Below are 13,246 nucleotides of genomic sequence, written 5' to 3' on the forward strand. Positions count from 1 at the left end.
GGTCCGCTTCCAGCCTAGGCGCGAGCGCCCCGGGAGCGAGGCGGGGAACTCACCCTCCGTACGCCCCGGACGCCGTCAGCCGCAGCGCCGTGTCGATCAGCGGCACATGGCTGAACGCCTGCGGGAAGTTCCCCACCTGCCGCTTCAGCCGCGGGTCCCACTCCTCGGCGAGCAGGCCGAGGTCGTTGCGCAGCGAGAGGAGCTTCTCGAACAGCCTGCGGGCCTCGTCCACCCGGCCGATCATCGCCAGGTCGTCCGCCATCCAGAACGAGCAGGCCAGGAAGGCGCCCTCGTCGCCGGGCAGGCCGTCGACGCCCTCGCTCTCGCCCTCCGTCGGATAACGCAGGATGAACCCGTCCGGGGTGGACAGCTCGCGCTGGATCGCCTCGATGGTGCCGATCACCCGCTTGTCGTCCGGCGGCAGGAAGCCCATCTGCGGGATCAGCAGCAGCGAGGCGTCCAGTTCCTTGGAGCCGTAGGACTGGGTGAAGGTGTTGCGCTCCTTGTCGTAGCCCTTCTCGCACACGTCCCGGTGGATGTCGTCGCGCAGCTCGCGCCAGCGCTCCAGCGGGCCGTCCGCGTCCCCGGACTCGATCAGCTTGATGGTGCGGTCCACCGCGACCCAGGCCATCACCTTGGAGTGCACGAAGTGCCGGCGCGGGCCGCGCACCTCCCAGATGCCCTCGTCCGGCTCCTGCCAGTGGTCCTCCAGATAGCGGATCAGCTTCAGCTGGAGCAGGGAGGCGTAGTCGTTGCGGGCCAGACCGGTCATGTGGCCCAGGTGCAGCGCCTCGGTGACCTCGCCGTACACGTCCAGCTGGAGCTGGTGCGCGGCGCCGTTGCCGACGCGGACCGGGGCGGAGTTCTCATAGCCCGGCAACCAGTCCAGCTCGGCCTCGCCCAGCTCCCGCTCGCCGGCGATGCCGTACATGATCTGGAGGTTCTCCGGGTCGCCGGCGACCGCCCGCAGCAGCCACTCGCGCCAGGCGCGGGCCTCCTCGCGGTAGCCGGTGCGCAGCAGCGAGGACAGCGTGATCGCCGCGTCCCGCAGCCAGGTGTAGCGGTAGTCCCAGTTGCGCACGCCCCCGATGTCCTCGGGCAGGGAGGTGGTCGGGGCCGCGACGATGCCGCCGGTGGGGGCGTAGGTCAGCGCCTTCAGGGTGATCAGCGAACGGATCACCGCCTCGCGGTAGGGCCCGTGGTACGTACAGTGCTCGACCCACTCGCGCCAGAAGTCCTCCGTGGCCTCCAGCGAGGTCTCCGGCTCCGGCAGCGGCGGCGGCTCCTTGTGCGAGGGCTGCCAGGAGATGGTGAAGGCGATGCGGTCGCCCGGGGCCACGGTGAAGTCGGCGTAGGTCGTCAGCGCCTTGCCGTAGGTCTCGGCCTCCGTGTCGAACCACACGGAGTCGGGTCCGGCGACGGCCACCGTGCGGCCCTCGTGCTTGTGCACCCACGGCACCACCCGGCCGTAGGAGAACCGCATCCGCAGCGCGGAGCGCATCGGCACCCGGCCGGTGACGCCCTCCACGATCCGGATCAGCTGCGGGGCACCGTCACGCGGCGGCATGAAATCGGTCACGCGCACCGTGCCGCGCGGGGTGTCCCACTCGGTCTCCAGGATGAGGGAGTCGCCGCGGTAGCCGCGCCGGGCGGCCGTGGGTGGCTCGGCGTCGGCCGCGTGCGCCGGGCCGAGCCGCCAGAAGCCGTGCTCCTCGGTGCCCAGCAGGCCGGCGAAGATGGCATGCGAGTCGAAGCGGGGCAGGCACAGCCAGTCCACCGTGCCGTCCCGGCAGACCAGTGCGGCGGTCTGCATGTCTCCGATGAGTGCGTAGTCTTCGATGCGCCCGGCCACGTGCAACTCCAGTCGAACGGCCACGTCACACCCCCGCGCAGGGGGCTGTCGCTAGTGCGGTCAAGGGTTGGTTGATGTGTGTCGTTGAGCGATGAAGCAAAGCAGCCCGCCCAGCCCTGGGGCAACACGACGGTCCTTGCTCAACGAACTGCCGCGCTCTCGTTGTTCCGGGTGGTACGGGCGGGGGTGTGCCGTCGTTACCGGCCGGGCTCGGCAGTGAGTGTCCGAGCAGGATACGACGCATGCAGATGATCCGGGTGCCCCTCCGGGCAACCTGTATGAGCCGAACGAGTGAGCGCCGGGTGAGAACCGTGTGCCCGGACGGTTGCGAAAGTTGCGCGAGTGACACGCGTAGCCCCGTGCGGTGCACGGACGAGCGCGGAGCGTGGCCGGAAGCCATCCCGCTCAGGCGCTGATACGCTGGTAGCCCGTGGACCGGTGGGAGAAAACCCCCCGAACCGCAGCGACGGCACCCCCGGAACTCTCCGGGACGGCAGCCGCCCCGCATCACCGCCAGCGACCACGGGAGCCCCCTCTTGGCCATGCCGCCCAAATCCACGACGACCAAGCACATCTTCGTCACCGGGGGTGTCGCCTCCTCGCTCGGCAAGGGTCTGACGGCCTCCAGTCTGGGCATGCTGCTCAAGGCCCGCGGTCTGCGTGTCGTGATGCAGAAGCTCGACCCGTATCTGAACGTCGACCCGGGCACGATGAACCCCTTCCAGCACGGTGAGGTGTTCGTCACCAACGACGGTGCGGAGACCGACCTGGACATCGGTCACTACGAGCGTTTCCTGGACCGTGATCTGGACGGTTCGGCCAACGTGACCACCGGCCAGGTGTACTCCACCGTGATCGCCAAGGAGCGGCGCGGGGAGTATCTGGGTGACACGGTGCAGGTCATCCCGCACATCACCAACGAGATCAAGCACCGTATCCGGCGTATGGCCACCGACGAGGTCGATGTGGTGATCACCGAGGTCGGGGGCACGGTCGGTGACATCGAGTCGCTGCCGTTTCTGGAGACCGTGCGCCAGGTGCGTCACGAGGTGGGCCGGGACAACGTGTTCGTGGTGCACATCTCGCTGCTGCCCTACATCGGCCCGTCCGGTGAGCTGAAGACCAAGCCGACCCAGCACTCGGTGGCGGCGCTGCGCAACATCGGCATCCAGCCCGACGCGATCGTGCTGCGCTGCGACCGTGAGGTGCCCACCGCGATCAAGCGGAAGATCTCGCTGATGTGCGACGTGGACGAGGCCGCGGTGGTGGCCTGTCCCGACGCCCGCTCGATCTACGACATTCCCAAGGTCGTGCACACCGAGGGCCTGGACGCCTATGTGGTGCGCAAGCTGGACCTGCCGTTCCGGGACGTGGACTGGAGCACCTGGGACGACCTGCTCGACCGTGTCCACAATCCCGCGCACGAGGTCACCCTGGCGCTGGTGGGCAAGTACATCGACCTGCCTGATGCGTATCTGTCGGTGACCGAGGCGCTGCGCGCGGGCGGGTTCGCCAACCGTGCCCGGGTGAAGATCAAGTGGGTGACCTCCGACGACTGCAAGACCCCGGCGGGTGCCCAGGCCCAGCTCGCGGACGTGGACGGCATCTGCATCCCCGGCGGGTTCGGCGAGCGCGGTGTCAACGGCAAGGTCGGCGCGATCCGCTATGCCCGGGAGAACGGGATCCCGTTGCTGGGGCTGTGCCTGGGCCTGCAGTGCATCGTCGTGGAGGCCGCGCGGAACCTGGCCGGCATCCCGGACGCCAACTCCACCGAGTTCGACCCGGGCACCGCTCACCCGGTGATCTCCACCATGGCCGAGCAGATGGACATCGTGGCGGGCGAGGGCGACCTGGGCGGCACGATGCGGCTGGGCATGTATCCGGCGAAGCTCGCCGAGGGCTCCATCGTCCGTGAGGTCTACGACGGCAAGGAGTACGTCGAGGAGCGCCACCGCCACCGCTACGAGGTCAACAACGCCTACCGCGCGGAACTGGAGAAGAAGGCCGGCATCGTCTTCTCCGGCACCTCTCCCGACGGCAAGCTCGTGGAATACGTGGAGTACCCGCGCGGCGTCCACCCCTACCTCGTCGCCACCCAGGCCCACCCCGAGCTGCGCTCCCGGCCCACCCGCCCGCACCCGCTCTTCGCCGGCCTCGTCAAGGCCGCCGTCGAGCGGAAGACCGCCGAGTAACACGCCGGTTGTACGGTGGCCGGGGTGCGCACCTTCGAGGTGGGCACCCCGGTTTCACTGTGTGCGCGTGGAAGGACAGGGCATGACGATCAAGGACACCCCCGCGGAGTGGGAGATCCGGGCCACGGACACCCCCTTCACGGGCAACAAGACCGCCGTCCGCACGGACGACGTGGTCATGCCCGACGGTTCGGTGGTCCGCCGGGACTACCAGGTCCACCCCGGCTCCGTCGCCGTCCTCGCCCTGGACGAGGAGGACCGGGTGCTGCTGATCAACCAGTACCGCCACCCGGTCCGGCACAAGCTGTGGGAGATCCCGGCCGGTCTGCTGGACGTGCCCGGCGAGAACCCGCTGCACGCCGCCCAGCGGGAGCTGTACGAGGAGGCGCACGTCAAGGCCGAGGACTGGCGGGTGCTGACCGACGTCTACACCACTCCCGGCGGCTGCGACGAGGCCGTGCGGATCTTCCTCGCCCGCGGTCTGTCCGAGGCCGACGGGGAGCGCTTCGCGGCGGAGCACGAGGAGACCGACATGGAGCACGCGCGTGTGCCGGTCGGCGAACTCGTGCGCCGGATCCTGGCCGGGGACGTACACAACAACTGCCTCGTGGTCGGCGTGCTCTCCCTGGTCGCCGCCCGCGGCGGAGACGGGCTGGACGCGCTGCGTCCCGCCGACGCGGCCTGGCCCGCGCGCCCCTTCGAGAGCTGACCGGACCCGTCCGGGCCATCCGTGTGACCATCGCCTGATCCGATCGGGCGATGCGTTCGCCGCGCTCCTCCGGGTACGTCGCAGAGCGTGAACTAGGCTCTGGAAACGCCCGTCCCGGAAGACACCGGCGGGCTTGCGCGTGCGGTGGGACGGGAGTGTGGCCCGTGACGGATCAGGCGGTGGACCCAGACGGTGCGGAGCTGTCCGCGCACCCGGTCCCGAAGGACCGTTTCCTGGGCCGCGGCCGGGAGTTGAAGGAGCTGTGCGCCGACATCGGGCGCGCCGGCCTGGACACCCTCTCCGGCCGCAAGGCCCCCCGCGCGCGCGTCCTGCTCATCGCCGGCCGCCCCGGCTCCGGCCGCACCAGCCTCGCCGAGGAACTCGTCCGCCGGCTCGCCGGCCGCTACCCCGGCGGAGTGCTGCGGGCCCGGCTCGGCGAGCCCGACGGCACCCCGGTGCCCGTCGAGCGGGTGGCCCGCCGGCTGCTGGAGGCGCTGGAGCTGCCCGCCCCCGCCGGGGCCGCCGAGGACGACCTCGCCGCCGCCCTGCGGGCGGCCCTCGTGGGCCGGCGGACGGTGCTGCTGCTGGACGACGCGGCCGGCGCCGAGCAGGTCGACGCGCTGCTCCCGGAGGACCCGGACTGCCTGGTGGTCGCCGTCTCCCGGGGCCCGCTCACCGGTATCGCCGACGTCCGCCCCTGCACCCTCGGCGGCCTCGACACCAAGTCCGCGGTGGACCTGCTCACCGGCTACGCGGGCGGGGTCCGCGTCACCGTCGACCCGCGCTCCGCGGAGAGCCTGGTGGAGGCCTGCCAGGGTCACCCGGGCGCGCTGGTGCTGGCCGGCGGCTGGCTCGCCGCCCGTCCCAAAGCGGCCGTCTCCGACCTCGCCAAGCGGCTGCACGCGACGGCCGCCGGGGACGGCACGGAGGGCGCGGAGGCGACCCCGCTGTCCCGTGTCTTCCGGCTCGTCTACGACCAGCTGCCCGCTCCGGTCGCCCGGATGCTGCGGCTGCTCTGCCTCGCCCCGGCCGGTCTCGCCGACCCGCACACCGCCTCCGCGCTGGCCGGCTGCTCGGTCGACGCCGCCCGCGCCACCCTGGACGACCTCGCCGTCCTCGGCCTGCTGCGCGCGGTGGACTCCCCGCTGCCCCAGTACGAGGTCCCCGGCCGGCTGTACCCGCTGCTGCGCGCCCTGGCCGAGAGCCAGGAGCGGCCCGCCGAGCTGCAGCTCGCCCGGGCCCGGATGCTGGAGCGGACGGTGCGGCTGCTCCAGTCCTGCCGGGCGATCACCGAGACGGACAGCCCGCAGGCCCGGGAGAAGCTGAACGGCATGCCGCCCGCGCTGCGCTTCCCGAACCCGCGGGCCGCCGCCGACTGGCTGCGCATCCGGCGGCCCGCGCTGCTGGCGTCGGCGCGCCTGGCGGTGGCCGACGGGGAGCTGGACACCCTCGCCCGCCGGCTGATGTCCCAGCTGGTGCGGGCCATGGCGGCACATGTCGGCACCCAGGCCGCCGCCCCCGACCTGTACGGGGTGCACGGCCTCGTCCTGGACGTCGCCGAGCGGCGCGGGCTGCCCAGGGAGAAGGCGGCGGCGCTGCTGAACCTGGGCGATCTGGACGCGCAGACCGGCCGCACCCGGGAGGCGCTGGCGCGTTACCGGGCCGCGCTGGACGCCGGGCGGGAGGCGAACGACCCGTACGCCACCGGCCGCGCGATGGAATCCGTAGGCGGCGCCTACCAGGAGCTGGGCGATCACGACCGGGCCGCCGACTGGTTCGGCCGGGCGCTGGCCGAGCGGCTGGCTCGCGACGAGGCGCCGGAGGCCGCCCGGCTGTACGGCAGGATCGCCACCGCCCACACCTACGCAGGCCGCTACGGCGAGGCGCTCCGGAACTGGCGGGCCGCCCTGGCCGGCTACCGCAGGAGCGGCGATGTCGCCGCCAGTGCACGGGCGTTGAGCGAGATCGCCCGGGTGCAGGAGTACGCGGGACGGCCCGAGGACTCGCTGCGCACCTGCCAGGAGGCGGTGGAGTGGGCCCGGCGCGCGGAAGACGCCCGGCTCCAGGCCGCGGTGCAGCTGCGGCTGGCCGACACCCTGGACCGCCTGGGCGACCCGGCGGCGGCCCGGCTGCACCGGGCGGCGGCCGAGCGCATGCTGGGTGAGGAGCGACCAGAGGACGACGCAAGGCCGGAACATGACGCTAACGCCTGCGAAATCCGCAGCACATCCAGCGAAGATTGATGCAATGAAAGGCTAGACAGCCGGAACACCTTCATTAGACTGGCTCTGCCGCACACTCCTGCGGCGTCTCCCGGTATGCCCCCGCATGTCTGGGTACGTCTGTATTGCACCCCCATACCCTCTGAGCCAAGGACCGTGATCGACGTGAAGGTCGGCATCCCCCGCGAGGTCAAGAACAACGAGTTCCGGGTGGCGATCACCCCCGCCGGCGTGCACGAGCTGGTGCGCAACGGCCACCAGGTCGTCGTCGAGCGGGGCGCCGGCCTCGGCTCCTCGATCACGGACGAGGAGTACGTCTCCGCCGGTGCCGCCATCCTGGACACCGCGGACGAGGTCTGGGCCGCCGCCGACCTGCTGCTGAAGGTCAAGGAGCCGATCGCGGAGGAGTACCACCGCCTCCGCAAGGACCAGACCCTCTTCACCTACCTGCACCTGGCCGCGTCCAAGGAGTGCACCGACGCGCTGCTGGCGTCCGGCACCACGGCCATCGCCTACGAGACCGTCGAGCTGGCGAACCGCGCCCTGCCGCTGCTCGCCCCGATGTCCGAGGTCGCGGGCCGGCTGGCCCCGCAGGTCGGCGCCTACCACCTGATGCGCGCGGCCGGCGGCCGCGGCGTGCTGCCGGGCGGCGTCCCGGGCGTGACCCCGGCCAAGGCCGTCGTCATCGGCGGCGGTGTCTCCGGCTGGAACGCCACCCAGATCGCCATCGGCATGGGCTTCGAGGTGACCCTGCTCGACCGCGACATCAACAAGCTGCGCGAGGCCGACAAGATCTTCGGCACGAAGGTCAAGGCGATCATGTCCAACTCCTTCGAGCTGGAGAAGGCCGTCCTCGACGCCGACCTCGTCATCGGCGCGGTCCTCATCCCGGGTGCCAAGGCCCCGAAGCTGGTCACCAACGAGATGGTGTCCCGGATGAAGCCGGGAAGTGTCCTTGTCGACATCGCGATCGACCAGGGCGGCTGCTTCGAGGACTCTCGTCCCACCACGCACGCCGAGCCGACCTTCAAGGTGCACAACTCGGTCTTCTACTGCGTCGCCAACATGCCCGGCGCGGTGCCCAACACCTCCACCAACGCGCTCACCAACGCGACGCTGCCGTACATCGTCTCGCTGGCCAACAACGGCTGGGTGGAGGCGCTGCGCCGCGACGCCGCGCTCGCCAAGGGTCTCAACACCCATGACGGCAAGGTCGTTTACAAGGAGGTCGCCGAGGCCCACGGCCTGCCCCACGTCGAGCTGGACTCGCTGCTCGGCTGACCTGCCGCGCGCAGGCGACGACCGGGCGGGTCGTCAAGTCGCCGCCCGCCAAAAGGCGATTCGTCAACACGGCTCGTCAATCACGCACACCCGGCCGGACCTTGCCCGACAAGGTCCGGCCGGATGTGTGTATGGTCACTTTGCGGCTCTCGGTCAACTCGCCTCGAACGTAACGCTTCGACCGATTCGCACACCCGGGAAACCTGCTGTGCGACGGCCGTACGCCCTTGACAGCGACATGTTTCATTGCCGACACATCCTGCCGGGTCCGGCGGATTGTGTTGCTGCGGACCGCCGACACGCCATAGAGTCGCCAACCGTCGGCATGGTGCCACGCTGACCTTGTCTAGAAGTTTCCTGGTCACCAAGGAGGTAAGACGACTTGTGAATGAGTCGACATTTTCTCCCGGGGGTGGTCAACCAGGAATGCCGGTCCGGGGCCAGGGCCCCGCGGGATTCGAGGCTGTCGGCTCCGTAGCTGTGCGCACCTTCGCAGCCCACCAGAGTTCCGGTCCTCGGACGGCCGGGACAGCACACCAGAGCATGGATGGCCATCACGTGAACGCCATGGCCGGCGACGGAAGTGGCGCGCCCCACAACCACTTCGCCGACTACGACGAACTGCCCGAGGGGCACTTCTACGACCCCGACGCCGAGTACGAGCCCGATCCGGAGTACGCGGCCACGCTCGCGCCCGACGCGGCCCGTCAGCGCCGTGAGCGCGTCGGCCCGACCGGACGCCCGCTGCCCTACTTCCCGATCCCGGGCCCGCTGACCGACCACGGCCCCGCGAAGATCATCGCGATGTGCAACCAGAAGGGCGGCGTCGGCAAGACGACGTCGACCATCAACCTGGGTGCCGCGCTCGCGGAGTACGGCCGGCGCGTGCTGCTCGTGGACTTCGACCCGCAGGGCGCGCTGTCGGTGGGTCTCGGCGTCAACCCCATGGAGCTGGACCTCACCGTCTACAACCTGCTCATGGAGCGGGGCATGTCCGCGGACGAGGTCCTGCTGAAGACGGCGGTCCCCAACATGGACCTGCTGCCCTCCAACATCGACCTGTCGGCCGCCGAGGTCCAGCTGGTCTCCGAGGTCGCGCGCGAGTCCACGCTCCAGCGGGCCCTGAAGCCCCTGCTGCCCGACTACGACTACATCGTGATCGACTGCCAGCCCTCGCTCGGCCTGCTCACCGTCAACGCCCTGACGGCCGCTCACAAGGTGATCGTGCCGCTGGAGTGCGAGTTCTTCGCGCTGCGCGGTGTGGCCCTGCTGACCGAGACCATCGAGAAGGTCCAGGAGCGGCTCAACCCCGAGCTGGAGCTCGACGGCATCCTCGCCACGATGTACGACTCGCGCACCGTGCACAGCCGCGAGGTGCTCGCCCGGGTCGTCGAGGCGTTCGACGATCACGTCTACCACACGGTCATCGGGCGCACGGTCCGCTTCCCGGAGACCACGGTCGCCGGCGAGCCGATCACCACGTACGCCTCCAACTCCGTCGGTGCCGCCGCCTACCGCCAGCTCGCCAGGGAGGTGCTCGCCCGGTGTCACGCCGAGTGAGTCTGCCGGGGGCCGACGAACTCTTCCGCACGACAGGAGGGACGGCGCTCCAGCCGTCGACTCCCCGGCGCGCGGCGGGCGGTGAGGCCCGGGTGCCGGCTCCCGCCGGGGAGAGCGACGAGACGGCCGCCGCCGAGGACGTACCGCCGTCGGTGCCCGTCCGTGGCGGGGACGGAGACGGCGCGGAGCACGTGGCGGCGGACGCCGAGCCGGCCGAGACCGGCGAGTCCCGCACCCGCCCGGTGCGCCGCCAGGCGGCGCAGGAGGGCGCGGCCGCCGCGCAGCCGCGCAAGCGCGGGCGGGCGGCGACCCGGCGGCCCAGCGGACGCGAACGGCACGACGAGAAGATCACCGTCTATGTCTCGGCCGAGGAACTGATGGACCTGGAGCACGCCCGCCTGGTGCTCCGCGGCGAGCACGGGCTCGCGGTGGACCGCGGGCGGATCGTCCGCGAGGCGGTGGCCGTGGTCCTGGCCGACCTGGAGTCCCGCGGGGACGCGAGCATCCTCGTACGTCGGCTGCGCGGGCGGTAGCGATAGCCTGCGGGGGCTATGACCTCGAACGGAGCCCCTGCCCCCGGCGCACCGGCCGGCCGCCGGCGTGCGCTGGGGCGGGGACCGGGCACGGCGGCGGCCGGGCAGGGCACCCCGCGAACCGGCCCCGGGGCCGCCGTGAGCGGCCCGGAGGCCACGGCACCCCCGGAGGCCGCGCAAGCCCCTGAGAAGCCCGCAGAGCCCCGCCGGACGCCCGAGGAACCCCGAGAGCCCCGCCGGGAAGCCGCCGAGGCCCGGCAGGAAGTCCCGGAAGCCCCGGAGGTCCGGCGCGAGCCCGAGGAGCCCCGGGAGTCCGCCGACGGCGTCTTCAAGGTCCGGCTGTCGAACTTCGAGGGCCCCTTCGACCTGCTGCTCCAGCTGATCTCCAAGCACAAGCTGGACGTCACCGAAGTCGCGCTGTCGAAGGTCACCGACGAGTTCATGGCGCACATCCGGGCCATGGGACCCGACTGGGACCTGGACCAGACCACGGAGTTCCTCGTCGTCGCGGCCACGCTGCTCGACCTCAAGGCCGCCCGGCTGCTGCCCGCCGCCGAGGTGGAGGACGAGGCCGACCTCGCCCTGCTGGAGGCCCGGGACCTGCTGTTCGCGCGGCTCCTCCAGTACCGCGCGTACAAGCGGATCGCCGACATCTTCAACGAGCGGCTCGACGAGGAGGCCCGGCGGTATCCCCGTACCGTCGGCCTCGAACCGCACCACGCCGAGCTGCTGCCCGAGGTCGTCATCACCATCGGTCCCGAGGGCCTCGCCGGGCTCGCGGTCAAGGCGATGCGGCCGAGGCCCCAACCGCAGGTGTACGTCGACCACATCCACGCCCCGCTGGTCAGCGTGCAGGAGCAGGCCGGGATCGTGGTGGCGCGGCTGCGGGAGCTGGGCGAGGCGGGCTTCCGGGAACTGGTGGCCGACGCCGGGGACACGCTCACCGTCGTGGCCCGGTTCCTGGCGCTGCTGGAGCTGTACCGGGAGAAGGCCGTCGCGCTGGAGCAGGAGGCCGCGCTCGGCGAGCTGACCGTGCGCTGGACCGGCGCGGAGACGGGTCCGGCGCCGCTGGTCACCGACGAGTTCGACCGCCCGCCCGCGCCGGCCGAGGAGGAGAAGCAGCCGTGAACGAGCAGACCGCCCAAGGCCCGGCCGGATCGCGGACCGTGGCCGGCCTCGATCTCAAGCCCGCCCTGGAGGCGATGCTCATGGTCGTGGACGAGCCCGCGACCGAGGAGCACCTGGCGCGGCTCCTGGAGCGGCCCCGGCGGCACATCGCGGACGCACTGCGCGAGCTGGCCGGCGAGTACACCGCGCAGGGCCGCGGCTTCGAGCTGCGGTTCGTCGCGGGCGGCTGGCGTTTCTACACCCGCGCCGCCTACGCGCCCGCCGTCGAGCGGCTCGTCCTGGACGGCCAGACCGCCCGCCTCACCCAGGCGGCGCTGGAGACGCTGGCGGTCGTCGCCTACCGCCAGCCGGTCAGCCGCAGCAGGGTCTCCGCGGTGCGCGGGGTGAACTGCGACGGCGTCATGCGCACCCTGCTCCAGCGCGGTCTGGTCGAGGAGGCGGGCACGGAACCCGAAACAGGTGCGATCCTGTACAGGACGACGAACCACTTCCTGGAGCGGATGGGCCTGCGCGGCCTGGACGAGCTACCGGAGCTGGCGCCCTTCCTCCCCGAGGCGGAGGCGATCGAGGCCGAGTCCCAGGAGGGGGTCCCGTCGTTCGACCCGGACGCGCCCGACGCGTCCGGCGGTCAGGACGCAGACGACTAAGACGGAAACCTTGATGCGAAGCAGCGGCAGCGGCAAGAGCGGCGGGCGCGGTAACTACCGCGGTGCCGGCAACGACAGGGACCAGAAGCAGGGGCAGGGCCGTCCCCGCAAGCCCCGCCCCGAGGAGCGCCGCTACGACGTGGGCCCCGGGGCCACCAAGGACGGCCCCAAGGCCGGGCGCGGCGGCTCGGCGCGCGGTGGTGCCAAGGGCGGCCCGAAGCGGGCCCAGCCGGGCGGCCGCACGGCCCCGGCGCGCTCGCGCGAGTACGAGACGCGGGTCGAGGAGCGCAACCGGGAGCGGTACGCGGGCAAGAAGGACGTCAAGCTGCCCAAGACCTTCCCCGGTGCCGAGCAGGAGGGCGAGCGGCTGCAGAAGGTCCTCGCGCGCGCCGGCTACGGCTCCCGGCGGGCCTGCGAGGAGCTGATCGAGCAGGCCCGGGTCGAGGTGAACGGCGAGATCGTCACCGAGCAGGGCAAGCGGGTGGACCCGGAGAAGGACGAGGTCAAGGTCGACGGCCTGACCGTGGCGACCCAGTCCTACCAGTTCTTCTCGCTGAACAAGCCGGCCGGCGTGGTCTCCACCATGGAGGACCCGGAGGGCCGCCAGTGCCTCGGCGACTACGTCACCAACCGTGAGACCCGGCTCTTCCACGTCGGCCGGCTGGACACCGAGACCGAGGGCGTCATCCTGCTCACCAACCACGGCGAGCTGGCGCACCGCCTCACACACCCGCGCTACGGCGTGAAGAAGACCTACCTCGCGGCCATCGTCGGCCCGATCCCGCGCGACCTGGGCAAGCGCCTGAAGGACGGCATCCAGCTGGAGGACGGCTACGCCCGCGCGGACCACTTCCGCGTGGTCGAGCAGACCGGCAAGAACTACCTGGTCGAGGTGACCCTGCACGAGGGCCGCAAGCACATCGTGCGCCGCATGCTGGCCGAGGCGGGCTTCCCCGTCGAGCGGCTGGTGCGCACCGCCTTCGGCCCGATCACCCTCGGCGACCAGAAGTCGGGCTGGCTGCGCCGGCTGTCGAACACCGAGGTCGGCATGCTGATGAAGGAAGTCGAGCTGTAGGGCGGCCGATCCCCGGAGCGTGCCTTGCGCTGATCACCATCCCCCTT

General features: G+C 71.6%; 10 protein-coding genes. 9 read left to right on the forward strand and 1 reads right to left on the reverse strand.

Features of this window, described 5'->3' with window-relative positions:
- Positions 1-49: 49 nt before the first annotated feature.
- Entirely contained in the window at positions 50-1,852 is a 1,803-nt protein-coding gene (locus tag SCK26_RS29055) for a glycoside hydrolase family 15 protein (protein WP_318206120.1), read from the reverse strand.
- 542 nt (positions 1,853-2,394) lie between these two features.
- Between SCK26_RS29055 and SCK26_RS29060 the strand changes: the two genes are divergently transcribed.
- From SCK26_RS29060 to SCK26_RS29100, 9 genes are all read left to right on the forward strand, one after another.
- Positions 2,395-4,044: a CTP synthase gene (locus tag SCK26_RS29060; RefSeq protein ID WP_318204294.1), complete on the forward strand. Its 1,650-nt coding sequence runs from the start codon at positions 2,395-2,397 to the stop codon at positions 4,042-4,044.
- A gap of 82 nt (positions 4,045-4,126) precedes the next feature.
- A complete protein-coding gene (locus tag SCK26_RS29065; protein WP_318204295.1) occupies positions 4,127-4,753 on the forward strand; it encodes an NUDIX hydrolase in 627 nt (208 codons plus the stop codon).
- Positions 4,754-4,917: 164 nt separating this feature from the next.
- The gene (locus tag SCK26_RS29070) at positions 4,918-6,996 is read left to right on the forward strand and encodes a tetratricopeptide repeat protein (RefSeq protein ID WP_318204296.1); all 2,079 of its coding nucleotides are present in this window, start codon (positions 4,918-4,920) and stop codon (positions 6,994-6,996) included.
- Between the two features lie 144 nt (positions 6,997-7,140).
- Positions 7,141-8,256, forward strand: a complete 1,116-nt coding sequence (gene ald / locus SCK26_RS29075) for an alanine dehydrogenase (protein ID WP_318206121.1) — start codon at positions 7,141-7,143, stop codon at positions 8,254-8,256.
- 426 nt (positions 8,257-8,682) lie between these two features.
- Positions 8,683-9,816, forward strand: a complete 1,134-nt coding sequence (locus tag SCK26_RS29080) for a ParA family protein (RefSeq protein ID WP_318204297.1) — start codon at positions 8,683-8,685, stop codon at positions 9,814-9,816.
- On the forward strand, positions 9,801-10,349 hold the full coding sequence (locus SCK26_RS29085; protein ID WP_318204298.1) for a hypothetical protein: 549 nt from the start codon (positions 9,801-9,803) through the stop codon (positions 10,347-10,349). The genes SCK26_RS29080 and SCK26_RS29085 overlap by 16 nt, the downstream gene beginning before the upstream one ends.
- 18 nt (positions 10,350-10,367) lie before the next feature.
- Positions 10,368-11,477 (forward strand): segregation and condensation protein A, encoded by a 1,110-nt coding sequence (locus SCK26_RS29090; protein WP_318204299.1) that lies wholly within the window; start codon positions 10,368-10,370, stop codon positions 11,475-11,477.
- Positions 11,474-12,124, forward strand: coding sequence for an SMC-Scp complex subunit ScpB (gene scpB / locus SCK26_RS29095; protein WP_318204300.1), 651 nt, complete (start codon positions 11,474-11,476; stop codon positions 12,122-12,124). Before SCK26_RS29090 ends, scpB begins: the two co-directional genes overlap by 4 nt.
- 13 nt (positions 12,125-12,137) lie before the next feature.
- Positions 12,138-13,199: a pseudouridine synthase gene (locus SCK26_RS29100; protein WP_318204301.1), complete on the forward strand. Its 1,062-nt coding sequence runs from the start codon at positions 12,138-12,140 to the stop codon at positions 13,197-13,199.
- Positions 13,200-13,246 lie beyond the last annotated feature (47 nt).

The organism is Streptomyces sp. SCL15-4 (assembly GCF_033366695.1).
In the GTDB taxonomy this organism is placed as follows: domain Bacteria; phylum Actinomycetota; class Actinomycetes; order Streptomycetales; family Streptomycetaceae; genus Streptomyces.